The 23,080-nt window shown below is 71.7% G+C and carries 23 protein-coding genes and 1 pseudogene; 7 read left to right on the top strand and 17 right to left on the bottom strand.

Translation table 11 applies throughout. The annotated features are described in order from the left end of the window. Positions 1–27: 27 nt before the first annotated feature. Positions 28–1,353, bottom strand: coding sequence for a DUF6716 putative glycosyltransferase (locus VT50_RS01870; RefSeq protein WP_206269322.1), 1,326 nt, complete (start codon positions 1,351–1,353; stop codon positions 28–30). Positions 1,354–1,576: 223 nt separating this feature from the next. On the opposite strand from VT50_RS01870, the gene VT50_RS01865 reads away from it, so the two are divergent. Genes VT50_RS01865 through VT50_RS01855 form a run of 3 tightly spaced genes read left to right on the top strand, consistent with a single transcriptional unit; the run spans position 1,577 to position 5,186 of the window. Beyond that, positions 1,577–2,554 (top strand): glycosyltransferase family 2 protein, encoded by a 978-nt coding sequence (locus tag VT50_RS01865; protein WP_046090939.1) that lies wholly within the window; start codon positions 1,577–1,579, stop codon positions 2,552–2,554. Next, complete coding sequence (locus VT50_RS01860; protein ID WP_046090938.1) at positions 2,554–3,963, top strand: polysialyltransferase family glycosyltransferase; 1,410 nt, start codon at positions 2,554–2,556, stop codon at positions 3,961–3,963. The genes VT50_RS01865 and VT50_RS01860 overlap by 1 nt, the downstream gene beginning before the upstream one ends. Continuing rightward, positions 3,960–5,186, top strand: coding sequence for an acyltransferase family protein (locus tag VT50_RS01855; RefSeq protein ID WP_046090937.1), 1,227 nt, complete (start codon positions 3,960–3,962; stop codon positions 5,184–5,186). The genes VT50_RS01860 and VT50_RS01855 overlap by 4 nt, the downstream gene beginning before the upstream one ends. A gap of 86 nt (positions 5,187–5,272) precedes the next feature. Here VT50_RS01855 and VT50_RS01850 read toward each other — a convergent pair whose 3' ends face one another. From VT50_RS01850 to VT50_RS01800, 11 genes are all read right to left on the bottom strand, one after another. Continuing rightward, the gene (locus tag VT50_RS01850; protein WP_046090936.1) at positions 5,273–6,163 is read right to left on the bottom strand and encodes an aminoglycoside phosphotransferase family protein; all 891 of its coding nucleotides are present in this window, start codon (positions 6,161–6,163) and stop codon (positions 5,273–5,275) included. Positions 6,164–6,340: 177 nt separating this feature from the next. Continuing rightward, positions 6,341–7,882, bottom strand: a complete 1,542-nt coding sequence (locus tag VT50_RS01845; RefSeq protein WP_046090935.1) for a CoA transferase — start codon at positions 7,880–7,882, stop codon at positions 6,341–6,343. A 182-nt stretch (positions 7,883–8,064) separates the two neighbouring features. Next, positions 8,065–9,078, bottom strand: a complete 1,014-nt coding sequence (locus VT50_RS01840) for a trypsin-like serine peptidase (protein WP_046090934.1) — start codon at positions 9,076–9,078, stop codon at positions 8,065–8,067. A gap of 155 nt (positions 9,079–9,233) precedes the next feature. Continuing rightward, on the bottom strand, positions 9,234–9,728 hold the full coding sequence (locus tag VT50_RS40900) for a hypothetical protein (protein ID WP_079343749.1): 495 nt from the start codon (positions 9,726–9,728) through the stop codon (positions 9,234–9,236). A 195-nt stretch (positions 9,729–9,923) separates the two neighbouring features. Further along, on the bottom strand, positions 9,924–10,970 hold the full coding sequence (locus VT50_RS01830; RefSeq protein WP_107424696.1) for an L-idonate 5-dehydrogenase: 1,047 nt from the start codon (positions 10,968–10,970) through the stop codon (positions 9,924–9,926). A 38-nt stretch (positions 10,971–11,008) separates the two neighbouring features. Beyond that, positions 11,009–11,785, bottom strand: coding sequence for a glucose 1-dehydrogenase (locus tag VT50_RS01825; RefSeq protein ID WP_046090478.1), 777 nt, complete (start codon positions 11,783–11,785; stop codon positions 11,009–11,011). Positions 11,786–11,839: 54 nt separating this feature from the next. Continuing rightward, positions 11,840–13,237, bottom strand: a complete 1,398-nt coding sequence (locus VT50_RS01820; RefSeq protein ID WP_046090477.1) for a GntT/GntP/DsdX family permease — start codon at positions 13,235–13,237, stop codon at positions 11,840–11,842. Positions 13,238–13,256: 19 nt separating this feature from the next. After that, positions 13,257–13,769 carry a gluconokinase gene (locus VT50_RS01815; RefSeq protein WP_046090476.1) on the bottom strand — a complete coding sequence of 171 codons (513 nt, stop codon included), beginning with the start codon at positions 13,767–13,769 and terminating at the stop codon, positions 13,257–13,259. Between the two features lie 146 nt (positions 13,770–13,915). Next, on the bottom strand, positions 13,916–14,590 hold the full coding sequence (locus tag VT50_RS01810) for a response regulator (RefSeq protein ID WP_046090475.1): 675 nt from the start codon (positions 14,588–14,590) through the stop codon (positions 13,916–13,918). Next, the gene (locus tag VT50_RS01805; RefSeq protein WP_143645166.1) at positions 14,587–15,738 is read right to left on the bottom strand and encodes a sensor histidine kinase; all 1,152 of its coding nucleotides are present in this window, start codon (positions 15,736–15,738) and stop codon (positions 14,587–14,589) included. The genes VT50_RS01810 and VT50_RS01805 overlap by 4 nt, the downstream gene beginning before the upstream one ends. A gap of 47 nt (positions 15,739–15,785) precedes the next feature. Then, positions 15,786–16,292, bottom strand: coding sequence for a hypothetical protein (locus VT50_RS01800; RefSeq protein WP_046090474.1), 507 nt, complete (start codon positions 16,290–16,292; stop codon positions 15,786–15,788). 203 nt (positions 16,293–16,495) lie between these two features. Here VT50_RS01800 and VT50_RS01795 point away from each other — a divergent pair, with 203 nt between their 5' ends. Beyond that, the gene (locus VT50_RS01795) at positions 16,496–17,206 is read left to right on the top strand and encodes a FadR/GntR family transcriptional regulator (RefSeq protein WP_046090473.1); all 711 of its coding nucleotides are present in this window, start codon (positions 16,496–16,498) and stop codon (positions 17,204–17,206) included. Between the two features lie 30 nt (positions 17,207–17,236). Here VT50_RS01795 and VT50_RS01790 read toward each other — a convergent pair whose 3' ends face one another. Beyond that, complete coding sequence (locus VT50_RS01790) at positions 17,237–17,983, bottom strand: SDR family NAD(P)-dependent oxidoreductase (RefSeq protein WP_046090472.1); 747 nt, start codon at positions 17,981–17,983, stop codon at positions 17,237–17,239. Positions 17,984–18,079: 96 nt separating this feature from the next. Here VT50_RS01790 and VT50_RS01785 point away from each other — a divergent pair, with 96 nt between their 5' ends. Further along, on the top strand, positions 18,080–18,688 hold the full coding sequence (locus VT50_RS01785) for a TetR/AcrR family transcriptional regulator (RefSeq protein ID WP_046090480.1): 609 nt from the start codon (positions 18,080–18,082) through the stop codon (positions 18,686–18,688). 37 nt (positions 18,689–18,725) lie between these two features. Here the strand turns inward: VT50_RS01785 and VT50_RS01780 are convergent, their stop codons facing one another. The 4 genes and pseudogenes from VT50_RS01780 to VT50_RS40130 all read right to left on the bottom strand — a co-directional run. After that, entirely contained in the window at positions 18,726–19,460 is a 735-nt protein-coding gene (locus VT50_RS01780; RefSeq protein WP_240529002.1) for a DUF1963 domain-containing protein, read from the bottom strand. A gap of 139 nt (positions 19,461–19,599) precedes the next feature. Further along, positions 19,600–19,971, bottom strand: a complete 372-nt coding sequence (locus tag VT50_RS01775; RefSeq protein WP_143645165.1) for a hypothetical protein — start codon at positions 19,969–19,971, stop codon at positions 19,600–19,602. An 83-nt stretch (positions 19,972–20,054) separates the two neighbouring features. After that, a complete protein-coding gene (locus VT50_RS01770) occupies positions 20,055–20,411 on the bottom strand; it encodes a hypothetical protein (protein ID WP_079343748.1) in 357 nt (118 codons plus the stop codon). 517 nt (positions 20,412–20,928) lie between these two features. After that, positions 20,929–21,071: pseudogene (locus tag VT50_RS40130) on the bottom strand (SAM-dependent methyltransferase); the annotation flags it as partial. Between the two features lie 190 nt (positions 21,072–21,261). On the opposite strand from VT50_RS40130, the gene VT50_RS01765 reads away from it, so the two are divergent. Then, complete coding sequence (locus tag VT50_RS01765; protein ID WP_046090468.1) at positions 21,262–22,458, top strand: epoxide hydrolase family protein; 1,197 nt, start codon at positions 21,262–21,264, stop codon at positions 22,456–22,458. A gap of 294 nt (positions 22,459–22,752) precedes the next feature. Continuing rightward, positions 22,753–23,022, top strand: coding sequence for a hypothetical protein (locus VT50_RS38930; protein WP_143645164.1), 270 nt, complete (start codon positions 22,753–22,755; stop codon positions 23,020–23,022). The last annotated feature ends 58 nt before the right edge of the window (positions 23,023–23,080 follow it).

The following is a 23,080-nucleotide window of genomic DNA, read 5'->3' as shown; positions in this document are numbered from 1 at the left end:
GCGACCCGGCGGCCGCGCGCGCGTCGCTCACAGCTCCCCCATCCGCCGGATGACCGGAGCCACGCGCTGGACGCCATGGCGGTACGCGCCCCGGGCCGCCTCCCGCATCGTGTTGCGCACCACCCGCCGCAGCGCGGAGACCTGCGCCGCGTCCTCGGCAGCGGCCCCGGGGCGGGGCGAACCGTCCGGCTCGAAGCCGTGGCGGGCGAGCCGTCCGGGCAGATAGCCGGGGGCGGTGACGGGGGTGTAGAAGGGGGCGAGCGGCGGCAGGGCCGGGGCGGCGGTCAGCTCGGCCACCCGCTCCCGCGCGGCGTCGAACCAGGTCTCGTACGGCCCGTCGGCGGCCACGCCCTGGCGGCTGAGCCATTCCGCGTCCGGCTCGGGCAGGTGCCCGGCGTCCAGCTGGTCCCAGGAGGCCAGACAGCCGGAGCCGAGGAAGTGGTGGTTGCCGAGCGTCTCCCGCACCCCGAGGTCGGTGAGCACGGCGGTCGGCAGGGAGCGGTGCAGCGACTCCAGGGCCGCCGTGGAGCTGACCGTGACCAGCAGGTCCGCGGTGTCCAGGACCTCGCCCATGTTCCCGTAGGCGAGCCGGAAGTTGGCGGGCAGCGTGTCGCCGAACTTCGCGATCAGCTTCTGGTAGGGAAGCTCCTCGATGTGGGTGGTGTGCTCGCCCGGCTTGGAGCGCAGCTTGACCACGACCTCGCGGTCCGGGTGGCGGCGCGCGTGCTCCACCGCGCGGCGCAGCAGATAGGTGCGGTCGGCGCGGTTGTCCGGGACGGACGGCTGGACGGCGAAGACGACCGTGCCGCCGGGGTACTTCCGGGCCAGCCGCGCCTTCTCGTCGTAGCGGTCGCCGCCGAGGAAGGGCAGCGCGCACTCCACGACGCTCTCCGCGTCGGCGCCGACGCCCCGGTAGACGTCGCGGAAGCGCTCCGCGTCATGGCGCGAGTTGGCCAGCACCACATCGGCGCCGTGGCGCAGCAGCAGCCCGTCGGCCAGCTTCTCGTAGACGACGCCGACATAGCCGGTGACGACCACGGGGCGGCGCTCGGCGCCCTCCCAGGCGTGGCGCAGTCCGTGCAGCATGGCCTGGACGGCGCCGCCGACCAGCGAGAGGACGATCACGTCATAGCGCTCACGGTCCATCGCCCGTACGAACTCCACGCCCGTGACCTCGCGCATCGCGTCGGCGCGCACCCCGACCTCGGTGAGCTGCCGGGCGGTCGGCGTGGCACGGCCGCGCAGCAGGAAGCCGTCGAGGCGGCGCTCCGGGGTGGAACCCGACCCGTCCGGTACGAGGCGGTGCGCGGTGAGCGCGCCCCATTTCCACCGGGTGTCGGAGTCGGCGAGCACGGCGACTCGCACGGGGGATTTGGTACGTGAGGACACGTCGGAGACGCTAGGAAGCGTTGTCGATTCACGGCCCAACGCAAGAGCAACAAAGGGTTAACAGAACATCGACGATTGGAGAATCGGCTGGCCGGAGCGGCGGGTTAACCGTTCCGACGTTTTTCGTTCACCCTTACGTACACCCTAGGTCAAGACGAATGCCGACCGGAGACCTAGCGTCACCCGCGTGGTTAAGCTCTCCGTCATCGTGCCGTTCTACAACGTGCAGACCTATGCCCCCGAAACCCTCAGAAGTCTGCGCGCCAACGCGCGCGAGGACTTCGAATTCATTCTCGTCGACGACTGCGGCACCGACGGGACGCCGCAGATCCTGGAGCGGGCAGAACACGACCTCCCGGGGGCCGTCCTGGTGCGGCATGAGAAGAACGGTGGGCTGGCCACCGCCCGGAACACCGGCCTGGACAACGCCAGGGGGGAGTACCTCGCCTTCCTCGACGGCGACGACTGGCTCGCCCCCGGCTACTACGCCCAACTGCTCGCGGCCATCGAGGACTTGGGGTGCGACTTCGTCCGCACCGACCATGTCCAGTGCACCGCGCGGGCGCGCTCCATCGTCCGGGTGCCGCACGGCCGCCGCGACGAGGTGATGAACCCGCGGGACGTGATCCTCCCGGCCGACCGCTCCACCTCCGTCGACTACCCCTACGCCTGGGCGGGCATGTACCACCGCCGCCTGATCGACGAGGGGCTGCTGCACTTCACCCATGGGCTGCGCACCGCCGAGGACCGGCCCTGGATCTGGCGGCTGCACCGCGAGGCCCGCAGCTTCGCCGTCCTCGGCCTGGCCGGGGTGTTCTACCGGCGCGGGGTCTCCTCCTCGCTCACCCAGATCGGCGATGTGCGGCAGCTGGACTTCATTCGCGCATTCGACCAGGTGATCGAGGACACCGCGCGGGACCGCGACGCCGACGCCCTGCTGCCGAAGGCCGTTCGCACCTATTGCGCGATCATTTCCCACCACCTCGGCAACATCGAGAGATTCGAACCACAAGTGGCCCGCAAACTCCGTTCCCTGTCGGCGGCGGCGATGAAACGCATGCCCCAGGACGTATTGAAGGACGCGCTGGATTCCATGGACTACGAGCGCGCCGCACGGCTGCGGCGAGTCAAGCGCCGGTCCGCGGGTGCGGAGGTGGCGGCCTGATGTCCGCCTACAAGCCCCTGGCGGAGCGCAAGCGCACCCAGCTCTTCCTCGCCTCGACGCTCTACGGGGCGGCGACCCTCGCGGCCGCGATCGATGCGGGCAGCGTCGGCCCGGCCGACCGCAGGCTGCTGCTGATCAGCAATAACGCGGCGACGCCCGAGACCATCCCGCCGGTGGACGAGATGCCCGGCTTCGAGCGGCTGCGCGGCCGCTTCGACCGGGTGCTGTCCTGGAACGAGACGATCGCGCCGTTCCACCCCGGCGGCTGGGGCCCGCGCGTCGACGACGCCCCGCTGTGGGAGCGCCATCTGCGGCTGCTGTGGAACCTCGGCGACGACAGGGTCGAGCTGATCCTGGAGTCCATCCAGGTCAACCCGGCGATGGCGGTCGCCAATGTCTTCCAGGGCGCGCCCATCGACGTCTACGCGGACGGGCTGATGAGCTACGGCCCGACCCGCAACAAGCTGGACCCGCTGACCGGCACCCGGATCCGCAAGCTGCTCCACCTCGACCTGGTGCCCGGGCTGCGGCCGCTGCTGCTGACCGAGTTCGGCGTCGAGCCGGAGATCCTGCCGACCGAGGTGTTCACCAAGGTGCTCGCCGAGGTGGCCGAGTCCGCCCCGCGCTCCATCGCCTCCGCCAGCGAGCGGATCGCGGTCGGGGGTGGCCCGGCGCTGATGCTCGGCCAGTACCTGTCCGCGCTGGACATCCTCTCCCCGCAGGAGGAGGAAGAGCTCCATCTGCGGATGCTGCGCGGCGCCGTGGCGCTGGGCCACCGCACCGTCGTCTTCAAACCGCACCCCACCGCCCCGGCCCGCTGGTCGCGGATGCTGGAGAAGAAGGCCGCGGAGCTGGGCGCGGAGCTGACCGTCATGGACACCCCGGTGCTCGCCGAGGTGCTGTACCAGCGGATGAGCCCGGCCCTGGTCATCGGCTGCTTCTCCACCGCGCTGCTCACCGCCGACGTCTTCTACGGACTCCCGGTGGCCCGGATCGGCACCGATACGCTGCTGGAACGGCTCTCCCCGTACCAGAACAGCAACCGCGTGCCGGTGACGATCGTGGACGCGCTGCTGCCCGACCTCGAGGACCACAAGGCGGTGGCCGCCGCGCAGCCGGTGGACGAGCGGGCGGGGAGGAAGCTGACCGGACTGGTCTCCGCGGTCGGCTTCTGCATGCAGGCCAAGATCTACCCGGAGCTGCGGCCCGCCACCGACCGCTATCTGGCCACCCATCTGGACGCCACCACGTGGCGCTACTTCAAGAAGCGGCGGCTGACCGCGCTGGCCCTGCCCGGGGCGGTGCCCTCGCAGCTGGCGTTCATCCCGCGCAATGAGACGGTGCGCAAGGTGGCGCGCCGGGCCCGGGCCCTGAAGCGGGCCGCCCTCAAGCGGACGGTCACCGGATGAGTGCGCCGCCCGCGCCCGACACCGGGCCGATGTCCCCCGCCGGCACCGGGCCGATACCCCCCGCGGCGGCGACGGCTCCCACGCCGACGCCACCGCCCGCACCCGGCACGGGCCAGGAGCCATCCGCCGAGCGCACCGCCAAGGCGGCGGTGCGCGGCGGTGGCCATCCGGTGCGGCTGCGGGCGCTGGACGGGCTGCGCCTGCTCGCCGCGCTGATGGTGGCCGGGTACCACTACGGTGGCCGCGGCGGTGAGATAACCGAGGCGTGGGGCTCCTCGCCCCGCGCCCAATTCCCCACCCTCTCCAGCTACTTCGCCTATGGCTGCCTCGGCGTCCAGATCTTCTTCGTCATCAGCGGCTTCGTCATCTGCATGAGCGGATGGGGACGGCCGCTGCGCTCGTTCTTCGCCTCGCGCGTCTCCCGCCTCTACCCCGCCTACTGGGTCGCGATCATCCTGGTGACCGGCGTCTTCGCACTGCCCTGGGTCGCCTACGAGGCGGTGTCGCCCAGCGACGCGCTGGTCAACCTCACCATGCTCCAGCAGCCGCTCGGCGTCGACCGGGTGCTGGGCGTGTGCTGGACGCTCTGGGCGGAATTGCGCTTCTACGCCCTCTTCGCGCTGTTCGTGGTGCTCCCGGGCGCGACCCGGCACCGCGTGGTGCTCTTCTGCGCCGTCTGGACGCTGGGCTCGGCGTTGGCCGAGGCGTCGGACCTGCCGCTGCTGGACGTGGTCCTGATGCCGGAGTACTCCTCGTACTTCATCGGCGGCATGGGCATCTATCTGCTCCACCGCTTCGGCCATGACGCCCTGGCCTGGGGCATCATCGGGATCAGCTTCCTGATCGGCCAGCACTACGCGGTCCGCGAGCTGTGGCACCCGGCTGGCGTCGACGCCTTCTCCTACCGGTCGGCCACCGGCGTCATCGCCGTGGTCGCCTTCGGCTACGCGGCGGTCACGCTGATCGCGATGGGCAAGCTGAACTGGGCGAACTGGCGCTGGCTGACGGTGGCGGGCGCCCTGACCTACCCGTTCTACCTGGTCCATGAGCATCTGGGCTGGGTGGCCGTCTGGGCGCTCCACCAGGAGCTGGGCATCCCCTCCCACGGGACGTTCGCCCTGACCGTGCTGGTGATGCTGGGCCTCGCGTGGGTGCTGTACCGGTGTGTCGAGCAGCGGTTCACCCCGGTGATCAAGCGCTCGCTGTCGACGGTCCGGCTGTAGGGCTTCGCGCGCACCCGGGGCTCCCCTCGCTGTTCCGCGGCTCGCGGCAGGTCGCGGCGGCTCGCGGCGAGGGGAGCCCTGATCATTTACGACAGCACCTCGTGGATCACATGGCGGGCGTTGGCCGCCATCGCCGGATTGGTCTCGCGGTAGTACGGGAGCTGGATGAGCGCCATGCTCAGGGCCCAGCCCCGGCCCCGCGCCCAGGTGGCGTCGTCCACGCCGAGCGCGGCGCGGAAGTCGCCCCGCACCGACGCCGGGAGCAGATTCCAGGCCGGGATCAGATCGCACGACGGGTCGCCCACCCCTGCGGTCCCGAAGTCGATCACCGCGCTCAGCCGCCCGTCCGCGACCAGCAGATTGCCCGGCATCAGATCCGAGTGCACCCACACCGGCGGCCCGTCCCAGCCGGGCGCCGCCAGCGCCTCCTCCCACGCCGCGGTGGCCGCGTCGGTGTCGACCGTGTCCGGTGTGCCGCGCAACAGGCCGATCGCGGTACGGGTCTCCTCGTCCACTTCCCGCAGCGGTCCGCCCCGGTAGGCGGGCGGGCCGTCCGCGGGCTCGATCGCGCGCAGCGCGACGATGAACTCCGCGAGGTCGGCCGCGAGTGCTCCGGGCCGGGCGACCCGCCCCTCCGTCGGGTTCTCCCCGTCGAGCCAGCGGTGCACGGTCCACGGCCAGGGGAAGCCGTCGCCCGGCGCGCCCTTGCCGAGCACCGCGGGGATGGGGACCGGCAGCGCGGGCGCGAGCCGGGGCAGCCAGTGGTGCTCCAGCTCCACGCCCTCGGCGCCGCCCGCGACCCTCGGCAGCCGTACGGCGAGCCCGTCGCCGAGCCGGAACAGGGCGTTGACGGTGCCGGACGAGGCGAACCGCTCGATGGGCAACCCGGCCCACCGGGGGAACTGCGCGGCGAGCAGCCGCCGTACGAGAGCCGCGTCGATGGGCCGTTCGTCGGCGTGCATCGTGCTCGCGCTCATCGGCACCCTCCTGAGTCGTGTGGCACACCACTAGGCCCCAGGGGAGGGTTCGGCCGCAACCGAATTTGCCCCGGCGGGCGTTGGGGGCGCCCGGACCGTTCCGCCCGTGGGCGCCCGCGGCGGCCTGTTCCCCTTCCCGCCCCTTCCCACAGCCCCGAAAAGCGGCTCCGCCCGGGGTCAGAGCCAGCGCGGGGTGTCGGCGCCCAGGTGGCCCGGGGGACGGACCCAGTCCAGCGGGCCGTCCGGGGTGGCGATCGGTGAGCGGGCGTACCGCAGCGTGCCCAGGTCCGAGTCGGTCTCGGCCAGCCAGGGCTCCGGGTCGTGCGCGGGGCCGTCCCCCCGGGCAGCGGGGGCGATGCCGTGCGTCAGCCACGACGCGGTTCCCGCGAGGGACAGCCGCAGATGGCGCCCGGCACCGTCCTCCTGGCGCTCGGTCAGCGCCCGCAGCACCGTCGCCGCCAGCAGATAGCCGGTGCCGTGGTCAAGCGCCTGGGCGGGCAGCACCCCGGGGTGGCCGTCGGAGTCTACGTCGGCGTTCGCCTCGATCGCGGCGATGCCGGTGGCCGCCTGGACCAGGCTGTCGAAGCCGCGCCGCCCGGCCCAGGGCCCGGACCAGCCCCATGCGCACAACTGGGCCACGACCAGCCCGGGGTGACGCCCCAGGACGTCCGGGGCGAGCCCGAAGCGGTCGAGCGCACCGGGTCGGTAACCGGTGACCACCACATCAGCGTCCGCGAGCAGCGCCTCGACGGTCCGGCGGTCCTCGGACACCGAGAGGTCCAGCGCGGCCGAGCGCTTGCCGAAGCCGGTGTCGGCGTGGGCATCCGGGTCCTCGGGCAGCCGGGGCGAGTCGATACGCAGCACATCGGCGCCGAGCAGGGCCAGCGTGCGGGTGGCCACCGGCCCGGCGATGACCCGGGTCAGATCAAGCACGCGCACGCCGCTTGCGGGCAATGCGCCGCTCGTCGGCAACCCTCCGCTCACGGATGGCCCTCCGCTGGCGGGCGGCCTATCACTCGTGGGCCCAGCGCTCGCGGACGGCCCGCCGTCCGCGGACAGCGCCCCGCTCCCGGGCGGTCCTCCACCCACAGGCAGCCCGCCACCCGCACGCGAGGGCGCATCGCCGAGGCGGCGCGGGGCGCCTTCCCCGGCCCGCCGGGACTCGATCAACGGCAGTGCGCCCAGCGGGATCTCGCTCTCTCCGGGCTCCGCCACCGCCACCGCCAAACCGCCCGCCGCGTAGACGGCCTCCTGGATCGCGCGGGCGGGGCGGGCCGCGAGCGTCCCCGCGAGTCCGTCCGGCCCGGTGTCGCCGGGCAGGTCGAGGGCGGCGAGCAGCCGGGCCCGGTGGTGGGGGTAGTTGGCGTGCGTGCGGACCCACCCGTCGGCCGCGCGCCAGAAGCCGGACAGCGGGGCGAAGTTGGTGGGCTTCCGGCCGTCGATCCGGAGGTGCCGTTCGCTGACGAACGCGGTGGCGACGGCGTCCTCGTCGACCCGTACCGCAGGAACGGCCCCGCCGGAGCGCCGCGCGCCCAGCTCGGCGGCGGCCAGCGAGCACACGCCCACGGTGGCGCGGGCCAGTTCCGCCACGGGCAGCCGGGCGGGCAGTCCGCCACTCACCGCGCGGTACGTCACCCGCTCCAGCAGCGCCGGGTCGCCGCCGAGGGCGGCCCAGGCATGGGCCGTGGCCGCGTCCGGTGATACATCGCTCCTCGTCATGCGCTCATTGTGCGCCGGGCCACCGAATCGCCCAGCGGCGAGGCCCACCGAGCGCTTGGCAAACGCCCGCCGGGGGCAAGGCACTAGCCCGGCGAAGGCCGGGCTAGTGCCTGGCGGGGGTCCCGGCCCCTCCGCCCGGTCGGGGGCGGAGAGGGCGGGACGTGCCGAGGTGGGTGGTGGGGTTAGGCGGCGCCTGCCTGCTGGTAGAGGCCCAGGGCCTCGTTGCCCAGCGTCGGGTGGTACTCGTTCGTGCCCGCGCTGACGCTGATGTTCCCGATCAGATAGCCCCCGCCGCCCGAGAAGTCGGCGAGGAAGCTGCCCCCGCTCGACCCTCCGGTCTGGACGCAGTCGATGCCCCACATCGTGGAGCCCGGGCGGCCCGCGTCGGCGAACTCATCGCCCTCGCAGTGGTTCAGCCGCTCACCGTTGCCCTCGGCGGCGGAGCCTCCGTAGCCGAAGGAGTGGACATGGCGGCCGGTCTGCGAGTTGAAGGCGATGCCCTGGGCGCCCACGGTGTCGGCCAGGGTGCGGCCGTTCAGCGTGTCCATCACGGCGAAGGCGTAGTCCCAGTTGGCGTTGCCCTGGGTGGAGACGTACTGGCCGTCCCAGAAGAGGCGGCGGGCGGTGAAGGTGCCGTAGGGGCGGTTGCCGTTGTTGTAGCCGGGGATGAAGACCCAGTTGCGGTAGCCGGTGCCGGTGGCCGCGTCCACGGTGCAGTGACCGGCGGTGAGCACGACGGACTTGTTGTCGCTGTTGGCGACGGTGGCGGAGCAGGCGAAGGTGCCGCCGGAGGCGTTCTGGAAGAAGACCTTGCCCGCCGTGGTGCTGATCAGGCCGCCGCCGGTCCAGGGGGCGGGGGACGTGGCCCGGGGCGAGGGCGCGGAGACGGAGACGGGGACGGGGGCGGTGGGGCCCGGGAGCGGGGGCACGGTCACCCGCTCACCCGTCGTGGGCGCGGGGGCCGCGAGCTTCGCGGTGCGGGCGGCGGACAGGGTGGTGACGTCCTGGGCGGTGCGCAGCCGTTCCGCCGTCCAGAAGTGGACGGCGGCGCGCTGCTCCTGGGTGGAGACGGCCCTTCCCTCGGCGGAGGGCGCGGAAGGGGACGGGGCGGCGGCGTGGGCCGTGGTTCCCGCGGCCCAGCTGAGGGTGGCGAGGCCAAGGGCGAGGGCGCTGAATAAGGTGGCGACACGTCTCATGCGGTCTGCTCCACGTTTGTTGGAGGTGCCCGAGAGCGTCAGACAACGTTGTCTAACGCTTTGTCGCCGGTAGGGTGCCACGACTGGTCCAGACCTGCCATAAGGGCGGACGTCACAATTAGGGATCCCCCTAGCGCGCTTGGGGCGCGCCCTCCCTAACGCGAGGCGCCTGAGGCTCCCCGGGCCGACGGAGCCGACGGAGCCAGCGTCGCCTCGATGCCCGCCACGAGGGCGCGCAAGCCCTCCTCGAAGCGCACCCCGTAGTCCTGGAACAGGTCCGAACTCACCGCCGCCGCCAGCGGATACCCCTCGGCCGCCATGCGCTCCTCGCGCTCCGCAGCCGGCACGCCGACGCGGCGGATGACGAGGCGGACCCCCGCGCAGATCCGGGCCACCCGGGCGAGGCGGTGCCCCAGGTCCGCTTCGCCCCTTGCTCCCGAGGCCGACCAGCCGACCGTCACCGCCGCGAAGACCTGTACCGGCGGGCTGATCGCAGTCGGCACGCCGACGCGGGGGAAGGCCGAGCGGGCCCCGCGCACATCCGGGCCACCCGGCCGGGGGACGTGGCGTAGCCCCGGGGTCGCTTTCCCCTGGACCGTCGCCCCCGCGGCCAGCTCACTGGCCGGGGCGCCGACCGCGCCACCTGCCACCCGGCGGGGCTGGGGCGAGAACCTCAGTTGTGGGAAGGGGCGGGGAGGGGAACAACCCGCCGCAAGCACCAAGACCCACCGCGCCGCACACACCTAGCGCACCCCAACCCGGAGGCCGGGGCGGGAGCCCCGGTTGTGGGGAGGGGCGGGGTGGGGAATGGGCCGCCGCAGGTGGCGACCGCCATCGGGCTCGGGCTACGCGAAGTCCAGCAGGACCTTGCAGGACCGGCTGCGGTCAGCGGCCAGGGCGAACGCCTCCGCCGCCTCCCCCATCGGCCGTACCCCGCTGATCAGCGCGTCGAACGACGGCTCCGCGGCCAGCAGCCGCAACGCGTCGTCGAACTCGGCGTGGAAGCGCAGCGCGCCCCGCAGTTCGATCTCCCGGCTGACCAGTACGTTCCCGGCGAACGGGCTCTGTCCGGGCGGCAGCATGCCGAGTTGGACGACGACCCCGCCGCGCCGCACCCTCCGCAGGCAGGTATCGAGCCCGGCGGCCACGCCGGATGCCTCGATGGCGACGTCCACCTCGTCCGAGGGCCAGTTGGGGTCGTCCGGGTCGTCGGCCCGTACGCACGCGCTCGCCCCGGCCGCCGCCGCGAACTCCAGGGCGCGGGGCAGCAGATCGGTCGCCGTGATGGTCGCCGCGCCCGCCGCGCGGGCCGCCGCGATGGTCAGGCAGCCGATCGGACCGGCCCCCGTGACCAGCACATGGCGGCCCTGCACCGGGCCCGCCCGCCGCACCGCGTGCAGCGCGACGGACAGCGGTTCGGCGAGCGCCGCCCGGCGCGGGTCCAGCCCGTCCGGCAGGGCGCGCAGTTGCGCCGCCGGGACGGCGATGCGGGAGGCGAAGCCGCCCTGGACGTGGGGGAAGCGCGCGGCGCTGCCCAGGTAGCGGGTGTCGCGGCAGACATTGGCGCGGCCGTCGGCGCACTCCGGGCACACCTCGCACGGCGTCGCCGGGTGTACGGCGACCGGCGTGCCGACCTCGGGCCCGGTCGCGGTCGCGGTCGCGGTCGCGCCCTCGCCGTACGCCACGACCGTGCCCACGACCTCGTGCCCCAGCACCATCGGCTCCTGGAGCAGGAAGTCGCCTACCCCACCGTGCCGGTGGTAGTGGAGATCCGATCCGCAGATCCCGCCGTAGCGGATCGCCAGGAGCGCCTGCCCGGGCGCCGGTTCCGGCTCCGGAAGCTCCTCGACCCGCAGATCGCCCCGCCCGTGGATCACACAGCCCAGCACCATCCGCCCAGCCTCCTCACGCTCACCCGGTGTCCCGGCGTTCACAGCACGCTCGTCATGCCGCCGTCTACGTACAGCACCTGTCCGCTCACGAAGTCCGCCGCCGGGGACGCGAGATACAGCAGCGCCCCGATCAGGTCCTCGGTGCGGCCCCAGCGCCCCGCCGGGGTCCGCCCGCGCACCCAGGCGCTGAACTCCTCGTCCTCGACCAGCGGCCGGGTCAGCTCGGTCTCGATGTAGCCGGGGCCGAGCCCGTTGACCTGGATTCCGTACCGGCCCCAGTCCGCGCACATGCCCTTGGTGAGCATCTTCAGCGCACCCTTGGTCGCCGCGTAGGGCGCGATGCCGGGGCGGACCACCTCGCTCTGCAGGGAGCAGATGTTGACGATCTTGCCGTGGCCGCGTGTGGTCATCCGCCGGGCGGCCTCCCGGCCCACCAGGAAGGCGCTGGTGAGGTTGGTGTCCAGGATCTGCCGCCAGGCGTCGTCGGTGAACTCCAGCAGGGGCGCCCGGTGCTGCGTCCCGGCGTTGTTGACCAGGATGTCGATCGGGCCCACCCGCTCCTCGGCCTCGGCGATACCGGCGGCGACGGCCGGGCCGTCGGTGACGTCGAACGCGGCGGTGTGCACTCCCGCGACCCCGGTGCCGCCGCCCAGGTCGGCGGCGGCCTTCTCCAGGGCCCGCGGATCGCGCCCGTTGAGCACCACCGTGCAACCGGCCTCCACGAGGCCGCGCGCGAGGGCGTGGCCGATGCCCCGGCTGGAGCCGGTGACCAGCGCGGTGCGGCCCGCGATGTCGAAGAGCGGATGTGTCGTCATGGCGTACGTATCCCTTCGCGCCTGCCCAGCGCTTCCGTTCGCCGCTGCCCGGCGCTAGATCACCAGGGACAGCAGCAGCACGAAGACCAGCCCGACCACGGAGATGATCGTCTCCATCACCGACCAGGTCCGCACCGTCTGCCCGACGCTCATCCCGAAGTACTCCTTGACCAGCCAGAATCCCGCGTCGTTGACATGGCTGAAGAAGAGCGACCCGGCGCCGATGGACAGCACAAGCAGCGCCACATGGGTGCTCGACATATCGGCGGCCAGCGGCGTCATCAGCCCGGCGGCCGAGATCGTGGCCACCGTCGCCGAGCCCGTGGCCAGCCGGATGGCGACCGCGATCAGCCAGGCGAGGAGCAGCGCGGAAACGCTCCAGTCCTCGGAGATATCCATGATCATCTTGCCGACGCCGATGTCGATCAGCGTCTGCTTGAAGCCGCCGCCCGCGGCGACGATCAGCAGCATGCCCGCGATCGGGGCGAGCGAGTGCTCGACGGTGGCGGAGATCCGGTCCCGGGTGAAGCCCGCCGGGCGGCCCAGCGTGAACATGCCCACGATCACCGCCGCGAGCAGGGCGATCAGGGGATTGCCGATGACGTCGGCGACCCGCTGAATCCCGTCCTCCGGATCGTCCACGACGATGTCGACCAGTGCCTTGATCAGCATCAGCACGACCGGCAGCAGCACGGTGAACACGGTGACGCCGAACCCGGGGCGCCGCTCCAGCTCCGCCGACGGGCGCGTGGGGATCAGCCGGTCCGGCGGGGTGACGTCCACCCAGCGGTCGGCGACGCGCGAGAAGACCGGGCCCGCGATGATCGCGGTGGGAATGGCGATGAGGACGCCGAGCGCCAGGGTGATCCCCAGATCGGCGTGGACCGCGTCGATCGCGGCGAGCGGGCCGGGGTGCGGCGGCACCAGGCCGTGCATCACGGACAGACCCGCGAGCGCCGGGATGCCGATCCGCATCAGCGAGAAGTTGCCGCGCTTGGCGACCAGCAGCACCACCGGGATCATCAGCACCATGCCGACCTCGAAGAAGAGCGGCAGCCCGATGATCCCCGCGATCAGCACCATCGCCCAGGGCATGGTCCGGTTGTTGGCCCTGGCGAGGATCGTGTCGACGATCTGGTCGGCGCCGCCGGAGTCGGCGAGCAGCTTGCCGAGGATCGCGCCGAGGGCGATCAGCACGCCGACGCCCGCGACGGTCGAGCCGAGACCGGCCGAGAAGCTGGTGATGACCTTGTCGAGCGGGGCTCCCGCGACGGCGCCGAGCGCCAGTGAGCCGATCGTCAGCGACAGAAACGCGTGCAGCTTGGTCTGGGTGATGAGCAGGACGAGGACGGCTATGCCGACGAGGACGGCTATGCCGAGCTGTGCGTGACCTGCCGACGTGATCGGGTCGACGGTGTCCGCTGCCAGCACCTCGGCGCTGAGTCTGGTCACGGCGGGTTCCTAACGTGCGCTACTGGTGGTCGAGCCGCCGCAGTTCGGCGGCGGCCCGCTCGGTGATGACGCCGGGTTCCGGGGAGACGTCCACGGCGACGCCGTACTCGTCCGGCTGGAGCGGTTCGAGCGTGGCGAGCTGTGAGTCGAGCAGTTCCCCGGAGAAGAAGTGGCCCTTGCGCTCCTTCATCCGCTCGGCGATCAGCTCGCGGTCGCCGGTCAGATGGAGGAAGACGACGCCAGGAGCGGCGGACCGCAGCCGGTCGCGGTACATCCGCTTGAGCGCGGAGCAGCTCACCACTCCCCCACCCGCGGCGTGGGAGTGGGCCCAGGCACCGATGGCGTCCAGCCAGGGGCGTCGGTCGTCGTCGTCCAGCGGGGTCCCGGCCGACATCTTGGCGATGTTGGCCGGCGGGTGGAAGTCGTCGGCCTCGGCGTACGGGACGCCGAGCTCCTCCGCCAGCAGCGGGCCGATCGTGGTCTTGCCCGTACCGGACACTCCCATGACGACGACAACCTGGGGGGCGTGCATCGTGTGAAACCTCGCTGTCTTCTTCGACCTCGGCGCCGCCGGACACTCAACCCCACAGATACGACGTATTCAAGAGTTCGTGACTTAAAAGTCATACTTAATTGCCGAGGTGCCGGCCGCCGTCGCGCCGCCGTCGCCCCGTGACCTCAGCCGGGGCGCTGGGTGCGGGGGGTGACCAGGCCGGTCTCGTAGGCGAAGACGACCAGCTGGGCGCGGTCCCGGGCGCCGAGCTTGATCATGGTGCGGCTGACATGGGTCTTGGCGGTGGTGTGCGAGACGACGAGCTGCGCGGCGATCTCCTCGTTGGACCGGCCGGAGCCGACCAGGGTGAGCACTTCGCGCTCGCGCGGGGTGAGGACGTCGAGGGCCGGGGCCGTCACGGGGGTGGGCGGCCGGGCGACATACTCGGCGATCAGTTTCTGGGTGATCAGCGGCGACAGCAGCGCCTGCCCGTCGACCGCGACCCGCACCGAGCGGAGCAGTTCGGCGGGTTCGGTGTCCTTGACCAGGAAGCCGCAGGCCCCGGCGCGCAGGGCCTCGAAGACGTACACGTCCAGGGCGTAGTTGGTGAGGATCACGACGCGTACGCCGGCGAGCTCGGGGTCGGCGGCGATACGGCGGGTGGCCTCGATGCCGTTGGTGCCGGGCATCTGGACATCCATCAGGACGACGTCGGGACACAGCCGAGAGGCCAGTGACACGGCCTCGTCACCGTCGCCCGCCTCCCCGACGACGTCGATGCCCGGGTCGGAGTTCAGCAGGGCCGAGAACCCGGCGCGGATCAGCGGCTGGTCGTCGGCGAGCAGGACCGAGATCGTCATGCCGGGGGCTCCTTCGGGGTGGTTCCGGGATCGGCGCCGGGAAGGGGCAGGACGGCACGCACGCGGAAGCCGCCCTCGTACGCTCCGGTGTGCAGCGCGCCGCCGATCGTGTCGACGCGTTCGCGCATGCCCACCAGTCCCTGACCGCTGCCGGGCGGGACGCGCGGGTCGGGTGCGCCCCGGGCGGGACCGTTGCGGACCGTCACCTCGAAATCCTGGCCCCGGCGGCCGATCTCCACCACGACGTGGGCACCGGGCGCGTGCCTGGCCGCGTTGGACAGGGCCTCCTGGACGATGCGGTACGCGGCCCGGTCCACCTCGGGCGGCAGCGCGTCCGCGGCGCGGACGGTGACCGCCACGGACAGCCCAGCCGCCCGCGACCCGGCCACCAGCGGTTCGAGCCGCGCCAGGCTCGGCCCCGGCTCGTCCGCCGGATCGGCGCCGGGGTCGATCCTGCGCAGCACCTCGACGGTCGAGCGCAGCTCGTGCAGGGCGTCGGAGCTGGCCTGCCGGATGGTCTCCAGGGCGCCGGGGATCCGCTCGGGCTCGCGCTCCAGCAGATGACCGGCCACGGCGGCCTGCACGTTGATCACGGAAATGCTGTGGGTGAGCGAGTCGTGCAGTTCGCGGGCGATCCGCAGCCGCTCCTGCTCGGCGCCCCGCGCGGCGGCGGTCTCGGCGCGCAGCCGCTCCTGCTCCAGCAGCTGGCGGCGCTTGCGGAGGGCTTCGCCCGCCCCGGCCGCGGCGGCCATCCAGCCGAGCACCCACAGCGGTCCGACCGCCGCGGCCCCGGGCGTGAGGCCGTGGCCGAGCCCGGCCGCGTACGACCCCAGGCACACCACGCTCGCCGCCGCCACGGCATACGCCCCCCGGCCCAGCAGCACGGCGAAGAGCACCGCCACCGTGGCCGGGGCGGGCGCGAAGATGCCCTGGTAGCCGAGGGCGTAATAGCCCACCGGTGCGAGGGCCGTGACGACGAGGACCGGCACCAGCGCCACCGGGGCCCACACCGCCGCGAACGCGGAGACGACCAGCAGCAGCCAGCCGCCCGCGTCCATCGGCCGCACCGGATGGCCCGCGGGCACGCTCAGCGTCGCGGCCACGCAGAAGAACGCGAGCACCGCACCCCACACCAGCCTCCGCCACACGCGCCGACGATATGCGGACACCTCCGCTGCCACCACGGCGGGCGTCCTCAGGGCCGGACCGCGCGGCGCTGCGCCCATGGAGTGCGGAACCGCACCAGCGCCACGAGCAGCACCACGGACAGCACCACCGCACCGCCGTCGGTCACCGCGCTCGGCAGCACGCCCCAGGCCCCGTACCGGTCGCTCACCACGGTCCACATCTCGGAGGGGATCATGACCCAGCCGAGCCCCTGCGTGACGTTCACCGCGAGCACCCACCAGTACAGGACCTGCGAACGGCTCCACAGCGCGAGGACGCCGAGTGCGTTGCCGACGACGTAGACGGTGCCGACGATCCGGAACCCGGTGGTGAAGCCGGGTGCGTCACCGGCCGGGTCCGCGCCGCCCGCACGCCGCATCATCTCCTCGATCACGCTGGTGTCGATCACCGCGAAGCCGTGCAGCGCCGACCCGAGCGCGAACAGCAGCGAACAGACGGCCGTGACGACCTGCAACGTGCGGGTGGCCGAGGTCGGGGTCGGACCGAGGGCCTTCGCGGGTTTCCGGGCGTGCATGACGTCTCTCCTGCTGCTCGTGCGGCTCGTCCGTCCCGGACGGGGTGGTGGCCCCACACTCCCGCCGGCCGCCCGCGAGATCGTCGTACGGGCGCACCGTCTTCCCCGTACTTCCCGGGAAGTACACGGTGTGGGCACGACGGCGGTCATACGGCCCGCGGCCGTCCTGGGGCGCCTGGGCGGACGACACGTAGGCTGAGCCCATGAACGACCAGGCGCCCACGGGGCGGGGGCTGCACGCCCGGGTGCTGCAATCCCTCGGGCCCGCGATCACGGCGGGGGACTACCCGCCGGGTACGGTGCTGCGCACCGACGAGCTCGAACACCGATTCGACGTATCGCGCACCGTCGTCCGCGAGGCGGTGCGGGTCCTGGAGTCCATGCACCTGGTGGAGTCCCGCCGCCGGGTCGGGGTGACGGTCCGCCCCACCGAGGAGTGGGACGTCTTCGACCCCCAGATCATCCGCTGGCGCCTGGCCGGTCCCGACCGCCCCCGCCAGCTCCGCTCCCTCACCGCCCTGCGCTCGGCCATCGAGCCCGCCGCCGCCGGGCTGGCCGCCGAGCACGCCACACCGGAGCAGTGCGCCGAACTCACCGAGCACGCGCTCAACATGGTGGCCACCTCGCGCGGCCAGCAGCTCCCCGCGTACCTGGTCCACGACGTGGCCTTCCACCGGGTGGTCCTGCGCGCCTCCGGCAACGAGATGTTCGCCCGCCTCGGCGATGTCGTCGCCGAGGTCCTCACCGGCCGCACCCAGCACCACGTCATGTTCAGCGACCCCGACCCGGAGGCCGTCACCCTCCACGTCCGCGTGGCCGAGGCGGTCCGCGCGGGCGACGCGGAGGCGGCGGAGCGCTATACGAAGGAGATCACCGTGGGCGCGCTGCGGGAGCTGGACATCCTGGCGCCCTGAGCCCGCCCGCGGGGAGCCGGTGCACCCGGGTCAGATCTGGTTCTCACCCCCGTCGACATAGAAGTTGGCGCCGAGGACGAAGCTGCTCTGCTCGGAGGCGAGGAACGCCACCAGCCCGGCGACCTCCTCGGGGCGCCCCATCCGGCCGATCGCCGTGGCCGCGGCCAGGTGCGCCCTGCCATCGGCCGCGTTCTCACCGAAGAGGCCCGTGATCCCGGGGGTGTCGACCGGGCCCGGCGAGACCGCGTTGACCCTGACGCCGCGGCCCCTGAGCTCGTTGGCCCAGGTCCGCGCGAAGGACCGGATCGCGGCCTTGGACGCCGCGTACGCACCGAACGCCTCCGTGCCGTTGTCGGCGGCGGTGGAGGCGTTCAGGATCACCGATGCGCCCTCGTTGAGCAGCGGCAGCGCCTTCTGCACGGTGAAGAGCGTGCCCCGCACATTCACGGCCAGGGTCTGGTCAAGGTGCTCCTCGGTGACCTCCTCCAGCGTCGCGAACGAGGCGGCCGCCGCGTTCGCGAAGACCACGTCCAGGCCCCGGCCCCGGGCGCGGACCGCGTCATAGAGCCGGTCCAGGTCGGCCAGGTCCGTGACGTCACCCGGGACCGCGGTGGCCCGGTCCGGGCCGATGGCCTCGACGGCCGCGTCCAGCTCGGCCTTCCGCCGGCCGGTGATGAACACGTGCGCGCCCTCGGCCGCCAGCCGTACGGCGCTGGCCAGGCCGATCCCGGTGCCGCCGCCGGTGATGACGGCGGTCTTGCCCTCAAGCTGTCCCATGCCAATGACCTCCACACATTTTCGTACCGTTCAGTACTGAAGACGAGCCTAGCGCACTTCTGAACCGATCGGTACTGAAGAGGTATGCTCGACAGCATGAAGACGCGGCAGCAGGCACCGATCGGCCGACCGAGGGGTTTCGACGCCGACGAGGCCCTTGAGCGGGCCATGCGGGTCTTCTGGGAGCAGGGCTACGAAGGCGCCAGCCTCACCGATCTCACCAGCGCCATGGGCATCACCCGCACCAGCATGTACGCGGCCTTCGGCAACAAGGAGGAGCTGTTCCGCAAGGCCCTGGAGCGCTACACGGAGGGCCCCGCGGGGTACGCGGACCGGGCCATGCGGGAACCGACCGCCCGGCAGGTGGCCACCGCGTTCCTGCACGGCGCCGTCCGGGCCAACACCCGCCCCGGCTGTCCCGCCGGCTGTCTCGGCGTCCAGGGCTCACTCGCCGCGGGAGAGCCCGGACGCAACGCCCGCGACGCCCTCATCGCCTGGCGCAACGAGGGCACGGCCCGCCTCGGCGCCCGCTTCCGGCGGGCCGTCGACGAAGGCGATCTGCCACCGGACACCGATCCCGCGGTACTCGCCCGCTACCTCATGACCGTGGCGAACGGCATCGCCGTCCAAGCGGCCAGCGGTGCCACGCAGGAGGAGCTGAAGCAGGTGGCCGACATGGCACTCCGCAACTGGCCGCCCACCTAGGGCGTGTGACCGAGGCCATCGCCACGATCACCGGAGGTCACCAGATGTCCGGTGTGGGGACCGTCCGGCTGAAGTCGCCACCGCGCAGTGCGCCGGTGGGGATCGACCAGTGCATCCAGCCGCTGTCGCCGCCGATCCACCACTCGTCCTGTCCGGACAACTGGAGCAAGTGCTGGTAATGGCTGGACTCTTCGCCGTCCGGCAGCATCGGCGAGGACCCCGTGGGGAACAGCGGCCAGCCGAAGGCCAGGTCGTCGGCGTGGAGCGCGTACGGCTGCTCCGGCCAGCCGGGGAGCAGGGCGGTGATGTCGTAAAGGGGCATGTCGTCGACCACGGAGCCCAAGTCGACCGTGCCCCAGGCCGGATCCCACGCATCGGGGAAGGCGAACCCCGGTGCCGCCGACCACGGGACCGGCTCGAAGGCGGCGGGATCGGCCCGCTCCGATGCGGAGTCGAGGGCGAAGAAGTTCAGCAGGCCCGTTCCGGCGGGAAGTAGGTCATCGAGCCAGGGAGCCAGGGCGTCGGTGTCGAGGACAGCGAGCAGGCTCAGCGGTGTGCCCTCACAGTCGGGCCACGGCGTGCCCGGCTCGAGCATCGCCCGGCCGCCGAATCGACTGTGCCCGGCCGCCTCACCGGGCCCGGCTTGGGTGAGTTCGAAACCGGGCCGGGCGAGACGTACGAGGCGCGCGGCCGAGGGGGCTCCGAGCCGTTCGGCACAGAAGTCGTGCAGGGCGGAAAACGTCGTCTTGGGGCCCATCGCCTCAAGGTCCATCCGGGAAGTCAAACACCCACTTGTGACAGGCAGGACACCTCAGGTCCCGAACTCCACCCACAACGGCTGAAGCGCCGGACCAAGGCAGAGGGCGGAGGGCTCCCCGGCGTGGCCGGGGAGCCCTCATGGGAATTGCCCGTCAGCAGCCCCGGGAGATATGGGTGACCTTCCCGGAGGCACCGGTCTGGTACTTCTTCTTGCCCTTCTCGCGGGCGTCTGTCGTAAGACAGTGCTTGACCGGGCCCTCGAGGTCGGTGATCTCAACGCTGACATTCACCGAATGGCTGCAGTGGTTGTTGAAGTAGATGGTCGTGTTGATGGTGCCGGACTTCCAGGAGAAGTTGGCGGTGTCACCGGGCGTCTGGCATGCGACGACATAGCCGCGCTTAGCCGATACGTCACCGGCAGTGGAGTGCTCCGCGGCGTTCGCCGGTCCTGCGAACAGAAGAGCGGAGCTCGCCATCGCCGCGGCGGCGATTCCGGAAATTGCTGACGCCTTGCTCAGCCTCATGGTGTTGCCTCCCCGTGTTTTTGCTTTCGGTGCGGATGTCCCGAATAGGTGCCGGTCATCCGCTATCTGACGGTGTGCTGTGGTCAGCAGCCCCTGGTCAGCTTGTCGATGTGTTCACCACCGACGTACAGGTACTTCTTGCTCTTCGTGTTGGCGTTCGCCGCGATGCACTTCTTGGTGCCGTCGCTGATGTTGATGGCGACGTTCACATCGTGTCCACAGTGGTTGTTGTAGTACACCGTGGTCGAGGCATTGTCGTCGGGGTCGTATTTGAAATTCGCCGTGTCCCCCTGGGTCTCGCATGCGACGACGTAACCTCGCCATGCCTTCGTGGAGACATCGGAACCCTCTGCGGCGGAGGAGGGACTGGCGGTGACCGCCGCACATGTTGCCGCGGCGGCAGCGATAACCGCCGCCTTCAGGAATTGCTTGGTCTTCATCTTCATCCTCCCGTTTGCGACCGCCGGAGCGATCGCGAAAACCCTACATACATCGATGCGCCATGAGTCAAGGGGTGACGGCCGGTTGACCTGTGGAGGCCAACTCCCTTTGTGTAGGTCAGTTGAAGAACGTTGTATCCAGCGGAGCGCTTCGGGCAAAGCGAGGACGCGGTCGGGCTTCGGGATACAAGCTCTTCCTTATGAGCATCGAGTACGGCAAGTGCCCGCAATCGACCGCAGAGTGAGGGTTCATTGTGGCGACGGTGACCGCTTCGGCGATGCGGGCCCTGCCCTCGGTGAACCTCCCGGCCAGCGTCCCGATGTCCGGCGCCTCCCCGTCCGGTGCCTCCGGTCACCAGAGGAGACATCCCGTCCCTACCGTCAACCAGGCCGAGAATTGCCCCGATTTCGCCGTGATCGACCTCGTTCGCTTGCTCGACGCTACGGGCGGCGGGCCAGCAAGTGGGTGTCGAGGAAGCCCCGTTCGGAGGCCGGGTCGTGGAGCAGCCGGGCCATCGTGACCCCCGCATCCGACATCGGCTGCCCGCGGGTTTCCCGTGCCGCGCACGAGTTCCGCGAAGGTACCGATCATGTTCCGCGCGAACGGCCGCGCCTCCAGCCGATTGGCGACGCCCTGGTCTCGTCCTGGTGCTCCAACACGGGAGGGAAACTAGCAGCCGCGCCGTGTGCCCCGACCGCGAGCCCGGCGGACGCCGCTCGGGCTGACAGGTTGATCGTGGTCGCGGTGACCACATCACCCCCGCACCCGCCCCAGCCGTTGTAGCGTGGCAGCACAGGACGCACGACCTGCCAAAACGCCCGCGGGTTCGTGGACGTAGCATCCACGGATATGACGAAGCCAGGCGACCAGAGTGTCCGCCCTTTCCGCGTCGACGTCCACCCGGACGAGCTGGACGATCTCCACGAGCGCCTTGACCGTACCCGTTGGCCGGACGAACTGCCCGGAGTGGGCTGGGCATACGGCATCCCGCGCGACTACCTGAAGGAGCTCGTCCACTACTGGCGGTACGAATACGACTGGCGCGCGGCGGAGGCCGGACTGAACGAGTGGCCGCAGTTCACCACCACCGTCGACGGCGCGAACATCCACTTCGCCCATATCCGCTCCCCCGAACCGGACGCGACACCGCTGCTGATGACCCACGGCTGGCCCGGCTCGATCGTCGAATTCACCGACGTCGCCGGCCCGCTCACCGACCCGCGAGCGCACGGCGGCGACCCGGCCGACGCGTTCCACCTGGTGCTGCCCACCATCCCCGGATTCGGCCTCTCCGGCCCCACCACGGACACGGGGTGGGAATTCCGCCGCGTGGCCGCCGCCTTCGCCCGGCTGATGGAGCGACTCGGCTACCAGCGGTACGGAGTCCAGGGCGGCGACTGGGGAGCCGCCGTCTCCCGCGAACTCGGCCGCACCCGGCCGGACAAGGTCATCGGCGTACACCTGAACCTGCTGCCGAACTCCGCCCCGACGCGGGAGCCGGGTGCGGAAGAGCTCAGAGCCCTGAGCACGGACGAGCGCGAGCGCACCCTGGCCTCCTGGAAACGCGCCCAGGCATGGAGCCGCGACCGTCAGGGCTACGCCGACATCCAGGCCACCCGCCCACAGACCCTGGCATACGGCCTCACCGACTCCCCGGTGGGCCAACTCGCCTGGATCGCCGAGAAGTTCAAGGAGTGGACCGACTCCGAGGACCGTCCCGAGGACGCCGTAAACCGCGACCACATGCTGACGAACGTGATGCTGTACTGGCTGACCGGCACGGCAGGCTCGTCCGCCCGCATCTACTACGAGCGGGCCCACGCCGACTACTGGGGCTCCCCGCCCGAGCCGTCGACGGCACCGACCGCTCTGGCCGACTTCCCCCGGGACAACTTCATCCCGCTGCGGCACATCGCGGACCGGACCGACAACATCGTCCAGTGGACGACATACGACCGGGGTGGGCACTTCGCGGCAATGGAACAACCGGAGCTGCTGGTCGACGACGTGAGAACGTTCTTCCGGACGCTCCGCGAGCTTCCCTGAGTGACCACCGCCGGTGGGCCGGTTCCGCGCCGCGGTGGGCTGGCCGCGCCGGAACCGGGCGCTGCCGCCGGGCGCCGCGACCGCGCGGACAGCGACCTGGGAACGCCGGTCAGAGCCGCCGCGCAGTGAACAGGTAGGTGCGCCAGGACAGGGTGAACGCCCCGGCTAGATGCTCCTTAACGGCCCTCTCAATATCGAGGACCAGAGCTTCTCGGACATCGGTGGCCGCCCGCGCCGGTAGGACAGCTCAATCGGTACGGTGTCCCGGACCGCGGCGTATGGACCGTCGGCGGCGTGGCGGCGGCAGGCCTTCTGGTGTGCTGGCTGGGTAACCGGGGGTCAGAGGACATTGTCGGCATTTCCTCGTCGTTGGTGCTGGTCACCTACCTAGTGGGCGCCGCCACTGGCTGCCGGCTCCTTGAGGGCCGATCCCGCGTGTACTCGGCGATCGGACTGGCGCTGACGGCGGTGGTCATTCCATTCGCGACCGCGTATCTCATGGTTCCGGTGATCGTCGCCGCACTGGCCGCGGCCTACCGATGGCTGAGCGCCCGCCGGTCGTGAGGGTCGGGCCAAGACGTCCCACGTGGTTCGGGGACCGTGTGTCCTCGCTCCGGAGCGG

The organism is Streptomyces antioxidans (assembly GCF_000968685.2).
Taxonomy (GTDB): domain Bacteria; phylum Actinomycetota; class Actinomycetes; order Streptomycetales; family Streptomycetaceae; genus Streptomyces; species Streptomyces antioxidans.
Note: the sequence above shows the minus strand (reverse complement) of the source record. Positions and strands in the feature narration are given on the sequence as shown.